This window comes from Aromatoleum sp. (genome assembly GCF_035254505.1).
Taxonomy (GTDB): domain Bacteria; phylum Pseudomonadota; class Gammaproteobacteria; order Burkholderiales; family Rhodocyclaceae; genus Aromatoleum.
This window is the reverse complement of the sequence record NZ_DATFAO010000036.1, coordinates 1-23469: the sequence shown is the minus strand read 5'-3', so window position 1 is coordinate 23469 and position 23469 is coordinate 1. Positions and strand designations below refer to the sequence as shown.

General features: G+C 67.0%; 20 protein-coding genes and 1 tRNA gene. 14 read left to right on the top strand and 7 right to left on the bottom strand.

All coding sequences use genetic code 11. The features are described 5' to 3' along the window. Nucleotides 1-149: 149 nt before the first annotated feature. Nucleotides 150-2498 carry a DNA topoisomerase IV subunit A gene (gene parC, locus VJ673_RS06120; protein WP_324125166.1) on the bottom strand — a complete coding sequence of 783 codons (2349 nt, stop codon included), beginning with the start codon at nucleotides 2496-2498 and terminating at the stop codon, nucleotides 150-152. Nucleotides 2499-2716: 218 nt separating this feature from the next. Here parC and VJ673_RS06115 point away from each other — a divergent pair, with 218 nt between their 5' ends. The 6 genes from VJ673_RS06115 (at nucleotide 2717) to VJ673_RS06090 (ending at nucleotide 8623) form a co-directional block, all read left to right on the top strand. Next, nucleotides 2717-3673: a LysR family transcriptional regulator gene (locus VJ673_RS06115; RefSeq protein ID WP_324125165.1), complete on the top strand. Its 957-nt coding sequence runs from the start codon at nucleotides 2717-2719 to the stop codon at nucleotides 3671-3673. A 100-nt stretch (nucleotides 3674-3773) separates the two neighbouring features. Then, nucleotides 3774-4592 carry a putative hydro-lyase gene (locus VJ673_RS06110; protein WP_324125164.1) on the top strand — a complete coding sequence of 273 codons (819 nt, stop codon included), beginning with the start codon at nucleotides 3774-3776 and terminating at the stop codon, nucleotides 4590-4592. A gap of 75 nt (nucleotides 4593-4667) precedes the next feature. Then, on the top strand, nucleotides 4668-5900 hold the full coding sequence (locus tag VJ673_RS06105; protein WP_324125163.1) for an MFS transporter: 1233 nt from the start codon (nucleotides 4668-4670) through the stop codon (nucleotides 5898-5900). 113 nt (nucleotides 5901-6013) lie between these two features. Then, nucleotides 6014-6781, top strand: coding sequence for a 5-oxoprolinase subunit PxpB (gene pxpB / locus VJ673_RS06100; RefSeq protein ID WP_324125162.1), 768 nt, complete (start codon nucleotides 6014-6016; stop codon nucleotides 6779-6781). After that, nucleotides 6778-7863, top strand: coding sequence for a 5-oxoprolinase subunit C family protein (locus VJ673_RS06095; RefSeq protein WP_324125161.1), 1086 nt, complete (start codon nucleotides 6778-6780; stop codon nucleotides 7861-7863). Before pxpB ends, VJ673_RS06095 begins: the two co-directional genes overlap by 4 nt. Next, complete coding sequence (locus VJ673_RS06090; protein WP_324125160.1) at nucleotides 7856-8623, top strand: LamB/YcsF family protein; 768 nt, start codon at nucleotides 7856-7858, stop codon at nucleotides 8621-8623. The genes VJ673_RS06095 and VJ673_RS06090 overlap by 8 nt, the downstream gene beginning before the upstream one ends. Here VJ673_RS06090 and VJ673_RS06085 read toward each other — a convergent pair. From VJ673_RS06085 to mutL, 4 genes are all read right to left on the bottom strand, one after another. Next, nucleotides 8620-9408, bottom strand: coding sequence for a TIGR01458 family HAD-type hydrolase (locus VJ673_RS06085; protein WP_324125159.1), 789 nt, complete (start codon nucleotides 9406-9408; stop codon nucleotides 8620-8622). The genes VJ673_RS06090 and VJ673_RS06085 overlap by 4 nt on opposite strands. A 122-nt stretch (nucleotides 9409-9530) precedes the next feature. Then, the gene (locus VJ673_RS06080; protein WP_324125158.1) at nucleotides 9531-10694 is read right to left on the bottom strand and encodes a metallophosphoesterase; all 1164 of its coding nucleotides are present in this window, start codon (nucleotides 10692-10694) and stop codon (nucleotides 9531-9533) included. A gap of 78 nt (nucleotides 10695-10772) precedes the next feature. Continuing rightward, nucleotides 10773-12746: a DNA topoisomerase IV subunit B gene (locus VJ673_RS06075; protein ID WP_324125157.1), complete on the bottom strand. Its 1974-nt coding sequence runs from the start codon at nucleotides 12744-12746 to the stop codon at nucleotides 10773-10775. A gap of 96 nt (nucleotides 12747-12842) precedes the next feature. Further along, nucleotides 12843-14756 carry a DNA mismatch repair endonuclease MutL gene (gene mutL / locus VJ673_RS06070; protein ID WP_324125156.1) on the bottom strand — a complete coding sequence of 638 codons (1914 nt, stop codon included), beginning with the start codon at nucleotides 14754-14756 and terminating at the stop codon, nucleotides 12843-12845. 241 nt (nucleotides 14757-14997) lie between these two features. Here mutL and purN point away from each other — a divergent pair, with 241 nt between their 5' ends. The 5 genes from purN to VJ673_RS06045 are packed head-to-tail and all read left to right on the top strand — an operon-like array spanning nucleotide 14998 to nucleotide 20093. Then, nucleotides 14998-15678 carry a phosphoribosylglycinamide formyltransferase gene (gene purN / locus VJ673_RS06065; RefSeq protein ID WP_324125155.1) on the top strand — a complete coding sequence of 227 codons (681 nt, stop codon included), beginning with the start codon at nucleotides 14998-15000 and terminating at the stop codon, nucleotides 15676-15678. Next, nucleotides 15657-16874, top strand: a complete 1218-nt coding sequence (locus VJ673_RS06060; RefSeq protein WP_324125153.1) for a DUF3108 domain-containing protein — start codon at nucleotides 15657-15659, stop codon at nucleotides 16872-16874. Before purN ends, VJ673_RS06060 begins: the two co-directional genes overlap by 22 nt. Before the next feature lie 6 nt (nucleotides 16875-16880). Beyond that, nucleotides 16881-18164 carry an RsmB/NOP family class I SAM-dependent RNA methyltransferase gene (locus VJ673_RS06055; protein WP_324125152.1) on the top strand — a complete coding sequence of 428 codons (1284 nt, stop codon included), beginning with the start codon at nucleotides 16881-16883 and terminating at the stop codon, nucleotides 18162-18164. Between the two features lie 22 nt (nucleotides 18165-18186). Continuing rightward, nucleotides 18187-18762: a phospholipase D family nuclease gene (locus VJ673_RS06050; RefSeq protein ID WP_324125151.1), complete on the top strand. Its 576-nt coding sequence runs from the start codon at nucleotides 18187-18189 to the stop codon at nucleotides 18760-18762. Beyond that, nucleotides 18759-20093 (top strand): mechanosensitive ion channel family protein, encoded by a 1335-nt coding sequence (locus VJ673_RS06045; protein ID WP_324125150.1) that lies wholly within the window; start codon nucleotides 18759-18761, stop codon nucleotides 20091-20093. The genes VJ673_RS06050 and VJ673_RS06045 overlap by 4 nt, the downstream gene beginning before the upstream one ends. Before the next feature lie 8 nt (nucleotides 20094-20101). Here VJ673_RS06045 and queD read toward each other — a convergent pair whose 3' ends face one another. Continuing rightward, nucleotides 20102-20557, bottom strand: a complete 456-nt coding sequence (gene queD, locus VJ673_RS06040) for a 6-carboxytetrahydropterin synthase QueD (protein ID WP_324125149.1) — start codon at nucleotides 20555-20557, stop codon at nucleotides 20102-20104. 67 nt (nucleotides 20558-20624) lie between these two features. On the opposite strand from queD, the gene VJ673_RS06035 reads away from it, so the two are divergent. Further along, nucleotides 20625-21476 (top strand): radical SAM protein, encoded by an 852-nt coding sequence (locus tag VJ673_RS06035; RefSeq protein ID WP_414635634.1) that lies wholly within the window; start codon nucleotides 20625-20627, stop codon nucleotides 21474-21476. A 19-nt stretch (nucleotides 21477-21495) separates the two neighbouring features. Here the strand turns inward: VJ673_RS06035 and VJ673_RS06030 are convergent, their stop codons facing one another. Beyond that, complete coding sequence (locus VJ673_RS06030; RefSeq protein ID WP_015437079.1) at nucleotides 21496-21801, bottom strand: helix-turn-helix domain-containing protein; 306 nt, start codon at nucleotides 21799-21801, stop codon at nucleotides 21496-21498. A gap of 261 nt (nucleotides 21802-22062) precedes the next feature. On the opposite strand from VJ673_RS06030, the gene VJ673_RS06025 reads away from it, so the two are divergent. Continuing rightward, nucleotides 22063-23289 (top strand): aspartate kinase, encoded by a 1227-nt coding sequence (locus VJ673_RS06025; protein WP_324125147.1) that lies wholly within the window; start codon nucleotides 22063-22065, stop codon nucleotides 23287-23289. Between the two features lie 51 nt (nucleotides 23290-23340). Beyond that, a tRNA-Ser gene (locus VJ673_RS06020) sits at nucleotides 23341-23434 on the top strand. Nucleotides 23435-23469 lie beyond the last annotated feature (35 nt).

Genomic DNA, 23469 nt, shown 5'->3' with positions numbered 1-23469 from the left:
GCATTCTGATCGAATCGGTGGCAGGCGAGCGTCCGCCGAGGGCGCCCGGTCAGATCCGGGAGGGCGATCCGATCCGCTCGATTCTGCCCGGAGAGGCGCCGCCGCCGGCGTCTTCAGCCGGCGGTAACGAGGCCCCCAGATAGCGCCGTTCAGGACAGCGACGAGGGCTTGAGCTTGATCGCCAGCGCCATGCCCTTGCGGGCGCGGCGGTGGACGAGGCCGGCGAGCTGCGCCGGCTTGAGTTCGACGGCGGCCGCCTTGTTGCCGCGGCCGATGCCTTCGACCTTCAGCACCGCGTCATCCGCCGGCACGGCGACCGCAACCAGCGCCTCGCCGTCGTCGAGCGCCATCACGATGACGCCGCGGCCGCCGGCCTGCACCTTCATCTCGCTCCTCACGAAGACGAGGATGCGGCCGTTCTCGGACACCGCGGCGATCTTGTCGCCGATCACCCGCGCCGGCACGAGCACCTTCTCGCCCTTTTCGAGCGTCATGAAGGCCTTGCCCGCGCGCTGGCGACTGGTGGCGTCGCCGAGCGTGCAGATGAAGCCATAGCCGCCCGAGTTCGCGAACATCCACGTCGATTCGGGCTCGGCCGTGAGCACCTGCGCGAGCTTGCCGCCGTCCTGGAACTCGACGAGCGTCGCAACCGGCACGCCGTCGCCGCGGCCTCCGGGCAGATCCGACACGCGCACCGTGTAGGCGCGGCCGTTGGTGTCGATGACGAGGAGCGGCCAGGTGGTGCGCGTTTCGACCACGACGAAGGCGAAGTCGCCGGCCTTGTAGCTGATCGCCGCGGCGTCGATGCCGTGGCCCTGGCGCGAGCGCACCCAGCCGTTTTTGGACACGATCACGGTGACGGGCTCGTCGGCGACGGCGAGTTCGGCGGGCGCGGCGGCAGCGACCGTCTCGATCACGGTGCGGCGGTTGTCGCCGTATTTCTTTGCGTCGTCGGTGATTTCCTTGAGGATCAGGCGCGTCATCGCGGCGCGGCTGTCGAGCAGGTGCTGCAGGCCGTTGCGCTCTTCCTTCAGCTCGTTGAGCTCCTTCTCGATCTTGAAACCTTCGAGGCGCGCGAGCTGACGCAGGCGGATCTCTAGGATGTCCTCGGCCTGGATGTCGGTGAGGCCGAAGGCGGCGATCAGGGCGGGCTTGGGCTCGTCCGACTCGCGGATCACGCGGATCACTTCCTCGATGTGGAGGAAGGCGATCATGCGGCCTTCGAGGATGTGGAGGCGGCGATCGACTTCATCGAGACGGTGGCGCGTGCGGCGATCGACGGTGACGTAGCGGAAGTCGATCCACTCGCGCAGGATCTGCACGAGGTTCTTCTGCTGCGGCCGGCCGTCCCGGCCGATCATCGTCATGTTGAGCGACGCGGAGGTCTCGAGGCTGGTGTGGGCGAGCAGCACCGCCATGAACTCGTCGCGGTTCTGGCGGGACGAGCGGGGCTCCAGCACGATGCGCACCGGGGCCTTGTCGCTCGACTCGTCGCGCACGGTCTCGACGACGCCGAGCACGAGTTGCTTGAGGTTCTTCTGTTCCTGGCTGACTTCCTTCTTGCCGGCACGCGGCTGCGGGTTGGTCAGCGTTTCGATCTCGGCGAGCACGCCTGCCGCCGAGACGCCGTGCGGCAGCTCGTCGACGATCACGCGCCACTGGCCGCGGGCGAGCTCTTCGACGTGCCAGCGTGCACGTATCCTCAGGCTGCCGCGCCCGCCGGCGTATGCGTCGCGGATCGCTTCGGGTGAGGAGATGAGTTGTCCGCCGCCGGGGAAGTCCGGGCCGGGGATCAGCGGCAGGATCTCGTCGAGGCCGGCCTCCGGGTTGCGGATCAGGTGGCAGGCGGCTTCGGCGACTTCGCGCAGGTTGTGGGGCGGGATCTCCGTCGCCATGCCGACCGCGATGCCCGAGGCGCCGTTGAGCAGCACGAAGGGCAGGCGCGCGGGCAGGAGTTGCGGCTCTTCGAAGGCGCCGTCGTAGTTCGGCACGAAATCCACGGTGCCGCGGTCGATCTCGGACAGCAGGAGTTCGGCGATCGGCGTCAGGCGGCATTCGGTGTATCGCATCGCCGCCGCGGAGTCTCCGTCGCGCGAGCCGAAGTTACCCTGGCCGTCGACGAGCGGGTAGCGCAGCGAGAAGTCCTGCGCGACGCGCACCATGGCGTCATAGACGCTGGAGTCGCCGTGCGGGTGGTATTTACCGATGACGTCGCCGACGACGCGCGCCGACTTCACGTGCTTCGAGGTCGACGACAGGCGCATCTCGTTCATCGCGAAGAGGATGCGGCGCTGCACCGGCTTCATGCCGTCCTCGACCTGCGGCAGCGCGCGCGACTTGACGACGCTCATCGCGTAGGCGAGATAGGCGCGCTCGGCGTAGCGGTCGAGCGCGAGGGTGCCGTCGTCGGGAGGCGAGGCGTCGTTGTCGCCTGCCGCGGGCGGAGCGGGCGGCGCCGGTGGCTCGGCGTTGAAGAGGTCCAGCGTGTCTGTGGTCATGGAGCGGTGCGTCGAAAAGCGATGAGGGGGGCATGGCGGGCGGGCTGTCGCCTCAGGATCGCGGTCAGTGTATCCGCGACGAATTGCGCCGGCGCGCTGATCGGCTTACAGTTTTTGTAACCGCCTGCCAGCGGCAGCGCGCATTCTGGCAGCGTTCCGGGCCGAAGTTCAAGGATGTCGAGCTTTGCCGCGCCTCTTGCACCCTATCGACCTCATCCATGAACCTGCGTTTCGTCGAAGCCTTCCTGTGGGTGGCGCGCCTGAAGAGCGTGACCCGTGCCGCGGACAAGCTGTGCCTGACCCAGTCAGCCGTATCCAGCCGCATCGCGAGCCTCGAGGAGGAGCTCGGCGTGCCGTTGATCGACCGCCGCGAGCGCCACTTCCGGCTGACGAACTCTGGTAACCGTTTTCTGGTCTTCGCGGAGCGCCTGCTCGACATCCAGCGCGAGATGAAGGACGAGCTCGGTGCGCCCGAGCCGCAGGCGATGACGCTGCGCATCGGCGGCATCGAGTCGGTGCTGCATACCTGGCTGATTCCGCTCGTGGAGCATCTGCGCCGCACCCAGCCGCACATCGAGTTCGAGCTGACGGTCGAAATGACGCCGGTGATCACCGAGCAACTGCGCCGCGGCAGTCTTGATCTCGCGTTCGCGGCGATGCCGGCTGCGGGTGACGGCATTCGCGTCGAGGAGATGCCCTCGCTGGAAATGGTCTTTGCCGGTCGGCATCGGGATGCGGAGCGTCCCGGGCGCTGGACGCTGCCGGAGATCCTTGCCCGCGACGTGCTGACCTTTCAGCGCGGCTCGCAGCCGCATGTCGCGTTGATCGAGCTGATCCGCCGGGCGGGGCTGGAGAGCGGGCGCATCCACACGATCTCGTCGATCTCGGCGCTCGTGCGCATGGTCGAAGGTGGTTTTGGTTTCGCGACGCTGCCGCGCGCGACGGTGCCGAGCCTTGCGAAGGGGACGGACCTCGCGGTGCTCGACGCCGAACCGCAGCTCGCGCCGCTGCCGATCCATGCGTCTTACTGGGCTTACCCCGGTGCGCCGCAGCTGGAGGCCGCGGTGCAGGAGGCGATCGCCTTCGTGCGGCGCTTCCCGATCGACGGCATCCTCGCGGCCGAAGCCGCAGCCGAGCTTCCGAAAAAGCGTGCGATCCATCGAAAAAATCGATGACGTCACAACGAAATTTTGCGTTTGTCTAGCTTCCGGCCCCCGCCGATACTTTTGTTACGACGCGACGACAGCGTCGGGCAAAGCACAAGGAGGGGATTCGGTGGAATTGAATCGTGACGGCGCGCTTGCGTGCGCTGAGCAACTCAAGACGGGCGCCGCGGCACGGCAAGCGATCCGTGCGGGACAGTGGATCTCGCATACGAGCGGGCTCGCGCCGGGCTATGTACAAGGCAACGTCGTGATCCTGCGCTCGCAGGACGCGGACGACTTCCTGCGCTTCTGCCAGCGCAATCCCAAACCCTGCCCCTTGCTGGCGGTGTCCGAGCCGGGCCAGCCGCTGCTGCCGACGCTCGGTGCCGATGTCGATATCCGCTCCGACGTGCCGCGCTATCGCGTCTGGCGCAAGGGTGAACTCGTCACCGAGCCGACTGCGATCGGCGAGCTGTGGCAGCCGGACTTCGTCACCTTCGTCATCGGCTGTTCGTTCTCCTTCGAGCAGGCGCTGCTCGACGCCGGCATCCCGCTGCGCCATGTCGCCGAGGGGCGCAACGTCGCGATGTATCGCACGAACATCGCGACGACCCCGGCCGGCAAGTTCCACGGACCGCTTGTCGTATCGATGCGACCGATGACAGCGGCCAATGCGATCCGCGCCATCCAGGTCACCTCGCGCCTGCCCAATGTGCATGGCGCCCCGGTGCATTTCGGGGATCCGGCCGAGATCGGCATCGCGGATCTCGCGCAGCCCGACTTCGGTGATCCGGTCGAGATCCGGCCGGGCGAAGTCCCCGTCTATTGGGCCTGTGGGGTGACCCCCCAGGCCGCGGTGATGGAAGCCAGACCCGAGCTGTGCATCACGCACGCGCCGGGATTCATGCTCGTCACCGATCTCCTCAACCACCAACTCGCATTTTCCTGAACAGAGCTTGTTTTCGTCGCACTCCGGCACAGACCGGGGGCGGCGTGTGTCGAACCACCGCAAAGGAGATCCACCATGTGGATTAGTGAGACGAGCAGCAACGAACGTAAGACCCTGACCGCGGCGTTTGCCGGCTATGGCGTCGATGCGTTCGACTACATGATTTACACCTTCCTGATTCCGACGCTGATGGCGGCGTGGTCGATGAGCAAGGTGGAGGCCGGCTACATCGCGACCGGCGCGCTGATGACTTCGGCGATCGGCGGGTGGGCCGCGGGCATCCTCGCCGACAAGTACGGCCGCGTGCGCGTGCTGCAATGGACCGTCATCTGGTTCACCGCGTTCACCTTCCTGTCGGGCTTCACGAATTCCTTCGGGCAGCTCTTCTTCACCCGCGCGATGCAGGGCTTCGGCTTCGGCGGCGAATGGTCGGTCGGCGCCGTGCTGATCGCCGAGATGATCGAGCCGAAGAATCGCGGCAAGGCCGTCGGGCTCGTGCAGAGCAGCTGGGCCGTCGGCTGGGGGATCGCGGCGATCGCGTTCTGGGGCGCGTATGCGCTGATGCCGGCCGAGCAGGCGTGGCGCGTGCTCTTCTGGATGGGCATCCTGCCCGCGGTGCTGATCTTCTACATCCGCCGCAACATCCATGATCCGGAAGTCTTCCACGTCGCCCGCGCGAAGGTGAAAGCCGAAGGCGGCGGTAACTTCCTCGAGATCTTCTCGCCGCGCCTCTTGCCGACGACGATCTTCGCGAGCCTGCTCTCGACCGGCATGATGGGCGCCTACTATGCGGTCACGACGTGGCTGCCGACCTTCCTGAAGGTCGAGCGCAAGCTGTCGGTGCTGGGCACGAGCGGCTACCTGCTGGTGCTGATCGTCGGCTCCTTCATCGGCTACCTGACGAGCGCCTGGCTGTCCGATCACCTCGGCCGCCGCCGCTGCTTCATGCTCTTCGCGTCCTGCGCGGCCATCCTGGTCTATAGCTACACGCTGCTGCCGATCAACGACACGATGATGCTCTTCCTCGGCTTCCCGCTCGGCTTCTTCCTGTCGGGCATCTTCTCCGGGATGGGTGCCTTCCTCGCCGAACTCTTCCCGAACGAGCTGCGCGGCTCGGGCCAGGGCTTTTGCTACAACTTCGGCCGCGCGGTCGGTGCGACTTTCCCTGCGCTGGTGGGTTACCTGAGCACCAGCATGCCGCTCGGCGAAGTGATCGGCATCCTCGCGGCGGGGGGGTATCTGCTGGTGATCATCGCCTGCCTGCCGCTCCCGGAAACGCGGGGCCGGGACCTGGTTTTGCAGAACTGAGCAAGCTTTCTCTCCGGTCGCAAGGATCCCCCCGCCGTCGCGCACGGCGGGGCCGTGGATCCGACGCATGCAAATCACTGGGCGCGAGCCCTCCCCAGCGGAATAATCCCGCCATGACTATTGATCTCGCACATCCGCAGCCGCGCCTGCTGAGTGTCGGCGACGCCGCCTGGACCGTGGAGTTCGGCGACGGCATCGACCCGGCGATCCACGGCCGCGTGCTCGGCTTCTCGAGCCTGCTCGACACCCTGTCCGCCGACGGGCGTCTCGAGGGCGTCGTCGAATGGGTCCCGACCTTTCGTTCGGTCACCGTCCATTTCGACCCGCTGCGCACCGACGCGATGGCGCTGCGCGAGCTGCTCGCGGAGCTTGCCGGCAAGAGCGGCAGCTTGTCGGCCGCCGGCTGCCGCTGGCAGATCCCGGTGTGCTTCGACGCGACCTGCGCGCCGGACCTCGACGAGGTGGCGGCTGCGAAGGGCATGGGGCGCGGCGAGATCGTGCGCCTGATGACGGAGACGGTCTTCACGGTCTACATGCTCGGTTTCCTGCCCGGCTTCCCCTACCTCGGCGGCCTGCCTGAGGCGCTCGACATGCCGCGGCTCGCGACGCCGAGGAAAGTCGTGCCTTCGCGCTCGATAGCGGTTGCAGGCCGCATGTGCGCCGCCTACCCGTGGGAAAGCCCGGGCGGATGGCGCCTGCTCGGTCGCACGCCGGTGCGCCTCTTCGATCCGGCCAACGCGCGGCGGCCGGCCCTGCTCGCGCCGGGCGATCAGGTCGTGTGGCAGGCGATCGGCCGCGAGGCCTTCGACGCCCTCGACCGCGAATGTGCGGCGGGTCGCTTCGATCTGTCGTCCTTGCTGGCGGAAGGAGAGGCGGCATGAGCGGCGTCGTCGAAATCGTCGATTCGGGCCTCGCCGTCAGCGTGCAGGATCGCGGCCGCACCGGCTACCGCAACATCGGCGTGCCGGTATCCGGCGCGCTCGATCCGGTGCTGATGGCGGCGGCGAATGCGCTCGTCGGCAACCCGTCGGAAGCGGCAGTGCTCGAAGTGGGCTTGAGCGGGCCGTCGCTGAAGGCGCTGTCCGGCACGGTACGCGTGGGTCTTTCCGGCGAGATGGGCGCGCAGCTTGTCAATACGCGCGGCCAGGTGCTGAAGGTCGCGCCGGGGCGGACAGCGACGCTTTTCCCGGGCGACATCCTGCGCATCGGCGGGGTGTCACATGGCGTCGGGTACGTCGCGCTTTCAGGCGGTGTCCAGGTCCCGGAGCAGCTGGGCAGTCGTTCGACTTATCTGCGCGCAGCGATCGGCGGCGTGCAGGGCCGGGCGCCGAAAGCCGGTGACCGCCTGCAATGCGAGGCCGTGCGCGGCGATCCGTGGCTCGAGTCGCGCGCACGCGCGCCCTGGCATCACGAGACGGGGCCGATCCGCGTGATCCTCGGTCCGCAGGAGGACCACTTCACGCCGCAGGCGGTCGCGAATTTCCTGACGCGGCCCTACGCGGTGACGCGCGACATGGACCGCATGGGCCTGCGCCTCGACGGTGAAAAACTCGCGCACAACGAGAAGGGTGCCGAGATCGTCTCCGACGGTGTTGCGCCGGGCACAATCCAGGTGCCGGCAAACGGTCAGCCGATCGTATTGATGGCCGATTGCCAGACTTCGGGCGGATATCCGAAGATCGCTACCGTGATCCGTGCGGACCTGCCGCGTCTCGCCCATCTGCGGCCGGGTGACGAACTGCGCTTCGTTGCCGTCAGCCACGCCGAGGCCGCCGAGGCCGTGCGCGAACAGATGCGGCGGCTCGCCGACTGGGTCAGCGCGATCCAGACCTTCCGCCCGCCCGGCGTCATCGACGAGGCGGCCTTGTACGGCGCGAACCTGATCTGCGGCGTCGTGCGCGGCGACGAATGGCAATTGCATGGCGTCGAGCTTTCCCACCCCTTCGGAGTACAGCATGGCTGAGCGCATCAACCTCAACGCCGACCTAGGCGAAAGTTTCGGCGCCTGGCGCATGGGCGACGACGCGGCGATGCTGGAGATCGTCAAATCGGCGAACGTCGCCTGCGGGTTCCACGCGGGCGATCCGCTCGTGATGCAACAGACGGTCGCGACCGCGAAGCGCTGCGGCGTAAGTCTCGGCGCGCATCCGGCCTTCCCCGACCTGCAGGGCTTCGGCCGCCGCCGTATGGACCTGCCGCCCGCCGAGCTCGAAGCGATGCTGATCTACCAGATCGGTGCGCTCGCCGGCATCGCGCGCGCCGAAGGCATGACGGTGACCCACGTCAAACCGCACGGCGCGTTGAACAACATGGCCTGCGCCGATGCGAAGCTTGCGGCGACCGTGGCGCGCGCGATTCGTCGCCTCGACCCCGAGCTGATCCTGCTCGCCCCGGCGCCGTCGCAACTGGCGATCGCCGGGCGCGAGGCGGGCCTCAAAGTCGTCGAGGAAATCTTCGCCGACCGTGCGTACCTGGACGACGGCAACCTCGTGCCGCGTTCTCAACCGGGGGCGATGATCCACGGCGCGGACGCGTGTCTCCGCCACGTGCTCGACATACTCGACGCCGGCGCGCTGATCTCGATCAACGGCAAGCGCCTGCCGGTGACGGCGCAGAGCATCTGCGTGCATGGGGACGATGCCGAAGCGGTGGCGACGGCGCGCGCCTTGCGCGACGGCTTGCAGCAGGCGGGTTACGAGCTGGTGTCGATCCCCGAGCTCTAAGGCGCTGCGGGGAGCGCGAGCAGGCGTGCGACCGCGTCGGCGAAATCGTCGGCGACGAGGGTCGGTCGGATCGCCGGGTCAGCGTCGTCGCCGGATCTGAATTTTCCGGTGCGCACGAGGATCGCCGGAATCCCCGCGGCCAGCGCTGCACCGACGTCGTCGTGCAGGTCATCGCCGATGACGACCGCATCGGCCGGTGCGACGCCCATTTCGGCCAGCGCCGTGTGGAAGAAGGCCGGCGCCGGCTTGCCGGCGATTTCGGCCTGCACGCCGCTGCTGAATTCGAGCCCGGTGACGAAGGCGCCCATGTCGAGCGACAGCCCGTCCTCTTCCATGAAATAGCGGTTCCTCGCCATCGCGATGAAGGGTTTTCCCTCCATCAGCAGGCGGAACGCCGCGTTCAGGCAGGCATAGTCCAGAAAGGGGCCCATGTCCCCCATGACCACCGAGTCCGGGTTCTCCGCACTCGGTCCGATCTCCTCGGTGAGGTCGGGGTGGATGAGGTACAGCGGCTTCAGGTCGCGGCGTGCGACGAGTTGCTGTGCCGCATGCGGCGCGGTGTGCAACTCGTCCGCTTCGATCGCAAAGCCCATGTCGCGAAGGCGCGCGACGAGCCTGCGACGCGGCGTGCGTGTGGTGTTGGTGAGAAAGCGCAGCGGCAGCCCCGCGCCACGCAGCTTCGCGAGGGCCGCTACCGAGCCGACCACGGGATGGTCACCAACGTGCAGCACCCCGGCCAGATCGATCAGCAAGGCCCTGGGGTGTAGTCCGGAAGGGGCGGGCATGGCCGGCTCCTGGGTGTGAGTGGCGGGGCGCTTCCGTTATAGCAGGATCGGTGAAGCAACAGGGCAAGTCGCCGCGTGCACAGGACGAGGCGAGGCGCTCCCACGTCCCGAGCACGCAAAGATCACCTCGTTGCCGGTTCCAGACGCAGCAGGGTGATTTCCGACGGGGCGCCGAATCGTTTGGGGGGCCCCCAATAGCCCGTGCCGCGGCTGGTATAGATCCATAGTCGCCCCAGCCGATGCAGGCCCGCGGTGAAGGGCTGCTGCAAAGGCACAAACAGGCTCCACGGCCAGAACTGGCCGCCGTGTGTGTGTCCCGAGAGCTGCAGGTCGAAGCCGGCTTTCTCGGCCGCCGCTGCGCTGCGGGGCTGATGGGCGAGGAGGATCTTGGGCACCACGCCGGCGGGCGATCCCGCCAGCGCGCGTGCCGGGTCGCTGGCTTGGGCCGGATCGAAATGGCCGGCGCTGTAGTCGGTCACCCCCGCCACCACGAGGGCGGCCCCATCATGCTCGATCACTGCGTGCTCGTTCATCAGCACCCGCATGCCTAGACGCCGAAACTCGGCGATCCAGGGCGCGGCACCCGCGTAATACTCATGGTTGCCGGTGACCGCGAAGACGCCGTGCCGTGCCCGCAGGTCGGCCAAGGGCGCGATGTGGGGGCGCAGGCGCTCGACGCTGTCGTCCACCAGGTCACCGGTGATGGCGATGAGGTCCGGATGCAGGGCGTTGAGCCGTTCCACCACGGCGGCCACGTAATCACGCTTGATGGTGGGGCCGACGTGGAGATCGCTGATCTGGGCGATGGTGAAGCCATACAACGGTTCGCGCAGGCCCGCGATGGGCACGGCCACGTCGGCCACACGGGGAATGCGTCGGGCATTGACGTAGCCGACCAGGGTCACCAGCAGGGCGAGGACCGCGACCGCCAGAGCGGAAGCGCCACGCCAGGCCGCCGGCAGCATGATCAGCAGGACGTCGCGCAACAGCGTCAGCACCAGCAGCGAGGAGAACAAACCCATCAGCAAGGCGCCGATCCAGCTGATGCGATCCGCCGCATCGGGCGAGCGGATCAGGAAACGCGCAGCCATGCCGAAGGGAACCAGCAGCGACGACAGGCACAGGAAGATCACGCTCGCCGTCCACCCCGTACCGCTCAGGCCCAAGTCCGGGAGCAGGCGCCAGCCGATGTAGAGATGCAGCAGCGCCGCCAGCCCCAGCACCGTCGCCAGGAAGCGGCGCAGGCCCGGCCGCATGCCACGGCTGTGGTCGTTCCGGCTGCTCATGCTTGCGCTGCCTCAGGCTTCATTTCCTTGGATACCACGAATCGACCTGGACCGGGCGGTCCGACCGAGGGCATGCAATCAGACGTCCGCCTCGACCGTGTCGCCCTTTTCCTCCATCCACGCCCGCCGGCCCGAGGCCTCGCCCTTGCCCATCAGCAGCGTGAACATGCGCAGCGTGTCGTCGAGCGCCTCGGCGCGCACTTTCACCGGCAGCACTCGGCGCGTCGCCGGGTCCATCGTCGTTTCGCGCAGCTGGTCGGGGTTCATCTCGCCCAGGCCCTTGAAGCGGCCGACTTCGATCGCGTCCGGCTTGAAGCCTTCTTTCTCGACGCGGTCGCGGATCGCTGCGAGCTCGCCATCGTCGAGCGCGTAAAGTCGTCGCGCCGGGCGCTTCTTGCCCTGCGCGGGGACGTCGACGCGATAGAGCGGCGGCTGCGCGATGTAGATGTGGCCGCGCGTGATCAGTTCCGGGAAGTGACGGAAGAAGAGCGTCAGCAGCAGCGTCTGGATGTGCGAGCCATCGACGTCCGCGTCCGACATGATGACGACTTTGCCGTAGCGCAGCCCCGAGAGGTCGGGCGAGCTGCCCGCGGCATGCGCATCGACGCCGAGCGCGACGGCGATGTCGTGGATTTCGGCGTTCGCGAGGAGCCTGTCCGGATCGATCTCCCACGCGTTCTGCACCTTGCCGCGCAAGGGCAGGATCGCCTGCGTCTCCTTGTTGCGCGCCATCTTCGCCGAGCCGCCCGCGGAGTCGCCCTCGACGAGGAAGAGCTCGTTGTCGGCGATGTCCTCCGACTCGCAATCCGACAGCTTGCCCGGCAGCACTGCGACGCCCGAGGTCTTCTTCTTCTCGACCTTCTGCGCGCTCTTCTGCCGCGCGAGCGCCTGCTTGATCGACAGCTCCGCGATCGCCTTGCCGGCCTCGACGTGGTTGTTCAACCAGATCTCGAAGGGGTCGCGCATCATCGACGACACGAGTTTCACCGCCTCGCGCGAGTTGAGCTTTTCCTTCACTTGGCCCTGGAACTGCGGGTCCAGCAGGCGCGCCGACAGCACGAAGCTCATGCGGCCTGCGACGTCGTCCTGCTGCAGCTTCACGCCGCGCGGCAGCAGCGCGTGGTGCTCGATGAAGCTCTTCACCGCCTCGAACACGCCCGCGCGCAGGCCGCTTTCGTGCGTGCCGCCCGCGACCGTCGGGATCAGGTTGACGAAGGATTCGCTCGGCACCGAGTGCTCGAACCAGCCGATCACCCACGCCGCGCCTTCGCCCGGCGCAAAAGTGGAGTCGTCCTTGTCGGCGTATTTCTCGGCGGTGTAGAGCGGCGCAACCGCTTCGACGTCGCCCGCCTGCTCGCGCAGATAGCCGGCCAGCCCGTCCGGGTAGGACCAGGTCTTCGTCAGCGGCGAGCCGCTCGCCTGCTCGATGTCGAGCCGCACCGACACGCCGGAGAGCAGCACCGCCTTCGAGCGCAGCAGACGTTCGATCTCGTTCTGCGGCACGCGCGGATTTTCGAAGTACTTGCCGTCCGGCCACACGCGCACCCGCGTGCCGGTCTGGCGGCCGCAGTCACCGACGACCGAAATCGCGCCGATCTTCTCGCCGCCCTCACTGAAATCGATGCGATGGATCTTGCCCTCGCGTTTGACCTCGACCTCGACGCGCGTCGACAGTGCGTTCGTCACCGCCACGCCGACGCCGTGCAGACCGCCCGAGAAGGCGTAGGCACCGTTGCCATCGCGCTTGTCGAACTTGCCGCCCGCGTGCAGCCGCGTGTAGGCGAGCACGACGACCGGCACGCCTTCCTCGGGGTGCAGGCCGACCGGGATGCCGCGGCCGTCGTCGGCGACGCTCACCGAGCCGTCCAGATGCAGCGTCACATGGATCTTCTTCGCGAAGCCGCCGAGCGCCTCGTCGGCGGAGTTGTCGATGACTTCCTGGATGATGTGCGCCGGCGAGTCGGTGCGGGTGTACATCCCGGGCCGTTCGCGGACCGGTTCGAGTCCCTTGAGGACGCGGAAGGACGATTCGTCGTATTGCTTGCCTGTCATGGTGTCTGCGCTGTGTTGCGGTGCCGCGAGGGGCGGAGGCGTGCAAGGATAACCGGAGCCCGTCAATCTGGCACTCCGGGATGGTAAGTAAGGGTGCTACTGGCCGCGCATGAAGAAGCGGTCGAGCTCGGCCATCGTGAGCTGCGTCCAGGTCGGGCGGCCGTGATTGCACTGGTCGGCGCGCTCGGTCGCTTCCATGTCGCGCAAGAGTGCGTTCATCTCCGGAATCGTCAGGCTGCGATGCGCGCGCACGGCGCCGTGGCAGGCCATCGTCGCCAGCAGCTCGTTGCGCCGCGCGGTGACGACTTCGGAGGCGGGAAACTCGCGCAGCTCCTCCAGCAGCTTACGCATTAGCTCGCCGACCGGCGCGTTGGCGAGCAGTGCCGGCACGCTGCGTACCGCGAGTTCCTGCGGGCCCGCCGGCGCGACTTCGAAGCCCATGCCGGCGAGTACCTCGACGCATTCCTCGGCCGCTGCCATGTCCTTCGCGCTGACCGAGAAGATCGCCGGGATCAGCAGGCGTTGCACCGATGGCCGGCCGTCGAGCACGGTCTTCAACTTCTCGTAGAGGATGCGCTCGTGCGCGGCGTGCATGTCGACGAGCACGAGGCCTTTCGCGTTCTGCGCGAGGATGTAGATGCCGTGGAGCTGCCCGAGCGCATAGCCGAGCGGGGCGGAGTCGTCGTCGGGCTGCGGCAGCGGGTTTGCGGCCGGTGCCGATGCCGCATTCGCCGGACGGCTGCTGGCGGGTGCGAAGGCGGCCGGGCGGAAGCCAGCATCGGCAACCGGCGTGGAGGCCGAGGCACCCGGTTCGCGCGCCCTGTCGACGAAGTCAAAATAGCTGCGGCTCGCCGACTCCATCGCGAGCCGGCCCTGCACGGGCGGTGCGTCGCGATAGCCGCCGAAGCCCTGCGGGCGCGGTGCCATTCCTGTCGTCGCGTTTTCGCGTACCGGATCGCTGCCCGAGGCTTCCGCCGCGACGGGCGCTGCAGGCTGCTCCATCGTCGCCGCCGCACGGCCTGCCAGCGCCGCGCCCGACTCGGCGAGCGCCCGCGTCAAGGCATGGAACACGAACTGGTGGATCGCGCGCGACTCGCGGAAGCGCACCTCGATCTTTGCCGGATGAACGTTCACATCGACGCCGGCAGGATCGAGCTCGAGAAAGAGCACGTAGGCCGGATGACGCGCGCCGTGCAGGATGTCGGCGTAGGCCTGGCGTACCGCGTGCGTGAGCAGCTTGTCGCGCACGAAGCGGCCATTGACGAAGAAATACTGAGCGTCGCGGCTTGCGCGCGAATAGGCCGGCAGCGAAGCGAACCCCGACAGGCGCAACGGCCCCGCGTCGGCATCGATCGCGCGCGCCTGCGTGAGGAAGTCGTCGCCCATCAGTGCCGCGACGCGGCGGCCATGGTCACCCGGCGGCAGCCGATGCACGACGCGCCCGTTGTGCGCGAGTTGCAGGCCGATGTCCGGCCGTGCGAGTGCGACGCGGCGGAACATCTCGTCGCAGTGCGCGTACTCGGTCCCTTCCGACTTCAGGAATTTGCGCCGCGCCGGGGTGTTGTAATAGAGGTCCGCGACATCGACGACGGTGCCCGCGTTCAGCGCCGCCGGCGCGAGGCTGCGCTCGGTGCCGTCGATGCGCCACGCGTGCGTGCTACCATCAGCACGGCTCGTCAGTGTCGTGCGCGCGACCGCCGCGATCGCAGCCAACGCCTCGCCGCGAAAACCCATCGTGCCGACCCGCTCCAGGTCGTCCAGATTTTCGATCTTGCTCGTTGCGTGACGTTCGAGCGCGAGCGCGAGTTCGTCCTTCGCGATGCCGCAGCCGTCGTCGGCGACGCGGATGCGCCGCACGCCCCCCTGTTCGAGCTGCACGTCGATCGCCCGCGAACCCGCATCGAGCGCGTTCTCCAGCACCTCCTTGAGCACCGAGGCCGGGCGTTCGACGACCTCGCCTGCAGCGATCTGGTTGATCAGGAGGTCGGACAGCAGGTGGATCGAAGGCATGGGCGGGCGCCGAAGGAGAATGCAACCCTAGATTATACGGAGTCACTCGGGCAGCAAGCGGTCTCGCCGCAGCCTTCTACCGTCCCGCGGGGTGGGGATCATGGCGCGCTTCCGGTATCATGCGCGCAAGCAAATCGCCCCGAACGGCGCCGCCATCCGACGTCCGTGTCTTTCGGAACCGGACCCGAATCCGGCCCGCGTCCCTGGCCACGCAGGAACCAAGTCTCCGAAGAATCTGTCAATGAAGTCCATCGTCATCCTCATTTCCGGCCGCGGCAGCAATATGGAAGCCATCGTGCGGGACCAACCCGCCGGCGCACGCATCAGCGCAGTGATCAGCAACCGGGCCGATGCCAAAGGGCTCGAGTTCGCTGCGGCCCACGGCATCGTGGCCGAGGTCGTCGACCACAAGGCCTTCCCGTCGCGTGAAGCCTTCGACACCGCGCTTGCCGCGGCGATCGATGCACATCGACCGGATCTCGTGGTACTCGCCGGCTTTATGCGCGTGCTGACCGACGGCTTCGTGCGTCATTACGAGGGGCGGCTGCTCAATATCCACCCGTCGCTGCTGCCGTCCTTTCCCGGCCTGCACACGCACCGACGCGCGCTCGAAGCCGGGGTCAGGATTCACGGCGCGACGGTGCACTTCGTCACCCCTGCCCTCGATTGCGGCCCGGTCGTGATCCAGGCCGCCGTCCCCGTGCTGTCGGACGACGATGAAGACCGCCTGTCCGCGCGCGTGCTGAAGCTCGAACATCGGATCTATCCGCAGGCCGTGCGCTGGTTCGTCGAAGACCGGCTGACGATCACGACCGAAGGCCGCGTGATCGTGCGCGACGAGCCGGCGGGCGAAGCCGGCTGGATCGTGCCGGCGCTCGATATCGCTCCCGGAGTCGAGGCATGCGGCAGTCCACAAGCCTGATCCTCGCGACGGGAGCCTCGTTGCTCCTGCACGGACTCGTCCTCGGCGTGCCCGGCTGGGAGCCGTTCGCGACGAGCGAGCCCAAGGAGCCGCCGGTTTTGCACGCGACCCTTGCGCCGCTGCCCGAGCCGGTTGCCGCCGTGACGGTTCCCGTCGCCCCGCCGCCCGCGCCGGACGTCCCGAAGCGGCCCAAGCCTCGTCCTAAGCCCACGCGGCCTGCCGAGGCGGCGCCGGTGGTTGCAATGGCCGACTCGTCGGCGGAGCCCGCGAATGCGACGCCGGAGCAAGCGCCGCCGCCCCCGTCAGCTCCACCCGCCGAGGTCGCCGCGGCCGCCGAGGTCGCCGCGGCCGCCGAGGAGGCCGCTCCGACCACGTCCGAGGATACGGCCTCCGCGGCTCCTGCAAGCGGAGCTCAGGACTTCAAAGGCGTCAGCATCGCCGGCTGGCCGCGTCACGGCAGCATCCGCTTCCGCACCTCGATGGGCGAAGGCGGTTTCGTCGTCGGCGAGGCGCGCCACGAGTGGGCGCACGACGACAAGCGCTACTCCATGTCGGTCGCCTTGCAGACGACGGGCATGGTCGGCATCTTCCGTTCCTTCCACTACGCCCAGCGCAGCGAGGGCGCGGTCGGTCCGGAAGGTCTGCGCCCGGAGGCCTTCTCTGTCGAGCAAAGCTCGAAGGATCCCTCGAGCGCGACCTTCGACTGGAGCGCCGGCCAGGTCAGCCTGCACCGCGGTCGCGGCCGTTCGGACCGCACGGCGCCGATCCATCCCGGCGACCAGGACCTGCTGAGCCTGTGGCACCAGATCGGCATCGTCGGTGCCAGCCGGGACGTCACCGAGCTCACCGTCGTCAGCGGGCGTGAAGCGACCCCGGCAGCGGTAACGGTCGTCGGTGCCGAAGTTCAGGCCCTGCCCATCGGGCGACTCGACACCCTGCGCGTGCGTGCCGCCGCACGCGACGGCCGGCTCACGATCGACATCTGGCTCGCCAACAGTTACGGCATGCTGCCGGTGCGTATCCGTATCGTCGACGAAAAGGGAGAAATCCTCGACCAGCAGGCCATCGAACTGCGTCTGTCGCCGCCCGGCAGCGCCGCGGAAGGCGAGGGCGGCGCTGCGCTCTCGGACGAGCGAAACATGATTGAACTGAGGGCGGAAGACCATCCTCCCGTCCGCCAACCCTTCGGAAACTGAATAACAATGGCGAAACACGAAGAGGCTGCATCGCGCAGCCTGCTGATCCATGCTGCGCAAGTCCTCAAGGCGGTCCTGAGCTTCGAATACCCCGCCGACGCCGTCCTGTCGCACCACTTCCGCGAGCACCGCGAGATCGGCCACCGCGACCGCGGATTCATCGCCGAAACCGTCTACGGCATCGTCCGCCGCCTGCGCTGGCTGCGCCGGCTGGTCGGCGAGGACGCCCGTCCGCGCGAACTCGTGCTCGCCTGGCTCGCTCGCGGCGAAGGCTGGCCGATGCGCCACTTCGAAGGGCTGGCCTCCGCCACCGAGCGCGACTGGATCGCCGGAATCAAAAGCAAGGAGCTCGACGAGGGCACGCTCGCCGAACGCGCCGACCTGCCCGACTGGCTCGCCGAGCGCCTCGCCGCGACCCACGACGAAGCGGCCCTGATCGACCTCTCGCACAGCCTCAACCGTGCGGCGCCGCTCGACTTGCGCGTCAACGTCATGAAGAAGGATCGCGAAGCGGTGCTCGAGGCGTTCAAGTTCAACGGCATCGACGCCAAGCCTTGCCCGTATTCGCCGCAAGGCATCCGCCTCGCCGGTAAACCCGCGCTGCAGAAGCATCCGCTCTTCCTCGACGGCTCCTTCGAAGTGCAGGACGAGGGCAGTCAACTGCTGGGCTACCTCGTGCAGCCCAAGCGCGGCGAACTCGTCGTCGACTTCTGCGCGGGCGCGGGCGGCAAGACGCTTCAGCTCGGTGCCCTGATGCGCTCGACCGGCCGGCTCTACGCCTTCGATGTCGCGGAGAAGCGTCTCGCCAAGCTCAAGCCGCGGGCCGCCCGCGCCGGGCTGTCGAACGTCCACCCGGTGCTGATCGCCCACGAGCGCGACGCCAAGGTCAAGCGCATGGTCGGTAAGGCGGATCGCGTGCTCGTCGACGCCCCCTGCAGCGGCCTCGGCACGCTGCGTCGCAACCCCGACCTCAAGTGGCGTCAGACACCCGAATCGGTCGCCGAGATGGTCGTCAAGCAGGGCGCGATCCTCGAATCGGCCGCGCGTCTCGTGAAGCCGGGCGGCCGACTGGTGTATGCCACCTGCAGCCTGTTGACGGAAGAAAACGACAACGTTGTCGATGCCTTCCTCGCCGCGCATCCGGAATTCCAGCTGCTCAATGCGGCCGAAGTGCTCGCGAAGCAAGGCATCACGCTCGACACCGGCGAACGGCTGCGTCTGTCGCCGCGCACCCATGACACCGACGGCTTCTTCGCCGCGGTGATGGAGCGTGTCGCGACCGATGCTTGACGTGGGCCCCGACGCAGGACGTATGCGGCACCAGCTGCTGGGCGCCGTCCTCGCGGTGGCGGCGCTTTGCGGCGCGTCCTGCGCGACGGCCAATCAACTGCTGCCCGCCGAAGGCACCGTCGAAGTCGCCTTCACCCCCGCCGGCCAGCCCGAGGCGCTGCTCGTCCGCGTCATCGGGCAGGCGAGGTCCAGCATCGAGGTGCAGGCCTACGCCTTCACCAGCCGGCCCATCGCCGCGGCGCTGATCGCCGCCCACCGCCGCGGCGTTCGCGTGCAGGTGCTCGCTGACGAGCGCATGAATCGGCGCGGCACGGGCAACGTGCTGCCCGACCTCGTTGCCGCCGGCATCCCGGTGGCGTTCGAGACGCGCTACGCCGCCGCCCATAACAAGGTGCTGATCGCGGATGCGGCCGGGCCTGCCTGCACGCTTGCAACCGGCTCTTTCAATTTCACCCGCGCCGCGAGCACCCGCAACGCAGAGAATCTCATCGTCCTGCGCGACAACTGTCCGCTTGTGCAGGCCTATCTGGAAAATTGGCAACGCCATCGCGAGGATGCCTCGCCGGTTGCCGCCGATTACTGGACTTTCGAACGATGACAGAAGACATCCGCGTCGCCGCGATGCTGACCGACATCTGGAGCGACCTGCAGAGCCCGGTCGTGCTGTGGCAGATCGGTGCCATCATTCTCAGCCTGGGAACCGCGTGGCTCGTCGAACGCGCCGCGATGCGCCGCGTCGGCGAGGCGACCGACGACGAGTCGCGCATGCGTCGCCTGAGCCGCAGCGGACTGCGACGCGTCCTCTTCCCGCTGACCGCGCTGGCTGTCGTGTTTGCCGCACGCGCCGTGCTGCACAAGTACCACAATGTCCATCTGCTCAACCTTGCGGTGCCGCTGCTGACGTCTTTCGCGGCGATCCGCCTCGTTGTCTTCGCCGTCCGGCGCGCGATCGGCTGGGCAACCTGGCTCGCGAGCTTCGAGCGTGTGTTCGCATCGCTGGCGTGGGCCGTGTTCGCGCTGCACATCCTCGGTTGGTTGCCCGACGTGCTCGATGCGCTCGACAGCGTCTCCTTCAATACCGGTTCGCAGAAGCTGTCTGTGCTGGTCTTGTTGCAGGGCGTCGCCATGGTGCTCGTCTCGCTGCTCATCGCGCTCTGGGCCGCCGGTGCGCTGGAGCGCCGCCTCAGCGCGGCGGCCGGCCTCGACGACAGTGTGCGCCTCGTGCTGTTGCGCGTCGCCAAGGCGCTGCTGCTCGTCGTCGCGGTGCTGGTCGCGCTGCCGATGGTCGGGATCAACCTCACGACGCTGTCGGTCTTCGGTGGCGCGCTTGGCGTCGGCCTCGGCTTCGGCCTGCAGAAGATCGCCGCGAACTACGTGTCGGGTTTCATCATCCTGCTCGACCGCTCGCTGCGCATCGGCAACCTGATCACGGTCGGCAACGAGCGCGGCGTCGTCACGCAGATCAACACCCGCTACACCGTGCTGCGGGCCGGCAACGGCGTCGAATCGCTGGTGCCGAACGAAACCCTGGTCGGCTCGGTGGTGCAGAACGAGACCTATACCGACACCCGCATCTCCGTGCCGATCAACTTCCAGGTGGGCTATTCGACGGACCTGGAGCGTGCGCTCGTGATTCTCGTCGAGGCGGCGAAGGCCCAGCCGCGCGTCCTGCCCGATCCTACCCCGAAGGCCTTCGTCGTCAGCTTCGGCGACAACGGCATCGACCTGCGGCTCTCGGTGTGGGTGTCGGATCCGCAGGAGGGAACGCTCGGCGTCATCTCCGAGATCAACCTGACGGTGTGGCGCAGCTTCCGCCGCGAAGGCATCGAGATTCCCTTCCCGCAGCGCGAAGTGCGCCTGGTCCCGCCCGAGGTCGCCGCTGCGCTGCCGGCGGAAACGGTCGCTGCGGCGGCAGCCGGGGGCGGCTGAGGCCGGCGCTAGTCGGCGGCGTCTTCGCGCAGCGCGTCCGCCCAGCAGTTCGGCGTCTCGAAGAGGCGCACGCGCTCCAGGCGCAGGTGGTTGCCGTAGGTGTCGCGATACAGCGGATCGAGAATGCGAAAGGCCTCGCTCGCGAGGTTTTCCGCGGTCGGCACGCAGTCGAGCACGACCGTCTTGTGGCCCGGCATCGACGCGAGGAAGTCGATGACGGCATGATCCCCGCGATAGGCGAGGAACGCGTGGTCCCACTCATCGACGATATGCGCCTTGGCGACCGCCTTCACGTCGGCGAAGTCCATCACCATGCCGTTGACCGGCTGGCCCGCTGCATCGATGACGCCGCCCGACAAGGTGATCTCGAGCGCGTAGCGGTGGCCATGAAGATGCCGGCATTGACTGGCATGATCCGGAATCCGGTGTCCGGCGTCGAATTCCAGTCGGCGGGTGATGCGCATGATTGACCTCGCAAGTGCAAGAGCGGGATTATAACATTCGCCCGAAAACCGACTCCCGATGATGACCATGTCCGCCAGCGACGCCCGACTCAGCACCCGCAATCACGACCGTGACTTCGCCGGCTTGACCTACGTCTATCCTGTGCTCTCGCGCCGTGCGGGCGGCGTGTCGGTCGGGATCAACCTCAACCCGAACAACGCCTGCAACTGGCACTGCGTCTACTGCCAGGTGCCGGACCTCGTCCGCGGCTCCGCCCCGAAGATCGATCTCGCGGTACTCGAAAGCGAGCTCAGTGGATTCCTGGAGGCCCTGGTGCATGGCGACTACATGACGCAGCATGTCCCCGAAGGGCTGCGCGTGATCCGCGACATCGCCTTCTCCGGCAATGGCGAACCGACGAGTGCCGCCGAGTTTGCCGATGCCGTACAGATGGCCGCGCGGCTGCGCGCGCAATTCGGGTTGACGGACGTTCCGCTGCGCCTCATCACCAACGGCAGTCTGATGGGTCGCAGCATCGTGCGCGAAGGCGTACGCCGTCTGGGTGAGGCCGGAGGCGAAGTCTGGTTCAAGGTCGATGCGGGCACGAACGCCGCGACGCGCCGCATCAACGGCGTGTCGCTCGACCCGGCTGCGGTCGCGAGACGACTTCAGACAAGTGCTGCGCTCTGCACGACCTGGGTCCAGACCTGCATGTTCCGTTGGGACGGCGAACTGCCGACGGAGCAAGAGCTGGATGCCTATCTGCGGGTGCTTGAACTGGCGGGGGTGGAACGATTGGCGGGCGTACTGTTGTACGGCGTTGCGCGCCCGTCGATGCAGCCCGAAGCGCAGCGTGTCTCGCCGCTTTCCCCCGAAGAACTCGAGTCGATTGCCGATCGTATACGTAAAAAAGGGCTGACGGTCCGCGTCAGCCCTTGAATGTCGGCTGCAAGGCCGATTACCGCGACTTCGTCTGTTCCTTGCGCTTCGCGCGAGCTTCTTTCTTCAGGGTCTTGAACATTTCGGGGTTCGAGGCCTTCAGGAACTCAGCCACTTCCACGTCTTCCTTCTTGACCTTGCTGATGTCGATCTGCTCGATGTGCACGAGGCGCAGCAGTGCCTGCACGGGACGAGGGATATTACGACCGCTTTCATAGCGGGAGCCGCCGCTCTGGGTGACGCCGATCTTCGACCAGAACTGGGACTGGTTCATGCCGAGCTTCCGGCGAATCTCGCGGACATCGAAGGTTTCATTGCTTTTCATGACTGGGTCCTCTGTTGTGAAATCAATTGCGATATGTGCTTCGGCTACGCACTTTCGTGCTCCTACGACTTAAGTCGTATGGTGACCCAAGTATAGATTACTATCCCGTGCAAATACAATTAAAAAAATGTCACAGCAAGGGTTAGCCACAATCAATACGTGGTGAAGCTGCGCCTGATGTCTACCGAGGGATTGGATCAGCAAAAATCCGTGGCTTTCGTTAGAATGTTTCGTTTTATCCACAGTCACTTGGATACGACGATGGCACTGATAGTTCAGAAGTACGGTGGCACCTCCGTGGGTAACCCGGAACGCATCAAAAACGTCGCTCGCAAGGTGGCGAAGTTCCAGGCGGCCGGCAATCAGGTCGTGGTGGTGGTTTCCGCGATGAGCGGCGAGACCAACCGCCTGATCGCGCTGACCAAGGATGTCGCCGCGAGCCCCGACCCCCGCGAACTGGATGTGGTCGTGTCCACCGGCGAGCAAGTCACGATCGGCCTGCTGTGCATGGCGCTGCACGACATCGGCGTCAAGGCGAAGAGCTACACCGGCGGCCAGGTGCGCATCCTGACTGACAGCGCGCACACCAAGGCACGCATCCTCAATATCGACGAGGCCCCGATCAAGAAGGATCTCGATGATGGCAACATCGTCGTGGTCGCCGGCTTTCAGGGCGTCGACGAACATGGCAGCATCACCACCCTCGGCCGCGGCGGTTCGGATACCACGGGCGTGGCGCTGGCCGCGGCGCTGAAGGCCGACGAATGCCAGATCTATACCGACGTCGACGGCGTGTATACGACCGACCCGCGCGTCGTGCCGGAAGCGCGCAAGCTCGACAAGATCACCTTCGAAGAGATGCTCGAACTCGCGAGCCTCGGATCGAAGGTGCTACAGATCCGCTCGGTCGAATTTGCCGGCAAGTACAAGGTCAAGTTGCGCGTCCTCTCGAGCTTCGAGGAGCAAGGGGAGGGCACGCTCATCACTGTTGAGGAAGATCAGAACATGGAACAACCCGTCATCTCCGGCATCGCCTTCAATCGCGACGAGGCCAAGCTCACGGTGCTCGGCGTGCCGGACAAACCCGGCATCGCCTACCAGATCCTGGGGCCGGTCGCTGACGCGAACATCGATGTCGACATGATCATTCAAAATGTCGGGCACGACGGCACGACGGATTTCTCCTTCACCGTCAGCCGGGGTGACCTCGACAAGGCCGTCAAGGTGCTCGAAGGCGTCAAGGCGCACATCGGCGCGCGCGCGATCGCCAGCGACAAGACGATGGCCAAGGTGTCGATCGTCGGCGTCGGTATGCGCTCGCATCCGGGCGTCGCGTCGATGATGTTCCGCACGCTGGCCGAAGAGGGGATCAACATCCAGATGATCTCGACCTCGGAAATCAAGATCTCGGTTGCGATCGAGGAGAAGTACCTCGAGCTCGCTGTGCGCGTGCTGCACAAGGCCTTCAATCTGGAAGTCGCACAATAATAAGGTTTGACCAAAGAGGCATACATCGCTATGATGTAGGGCTCTGACGATGGAGAGTTGGCCGAGAGGTCGAAGGCACTCCCCTGCTAAGGGAGCATACGGGCTAAAACTCGTATCGAGGGTTCGAATCCCTCACTCTCCGCCAGTCGAAATGACCGAACCCGCGCTTGTCGCGGGTTT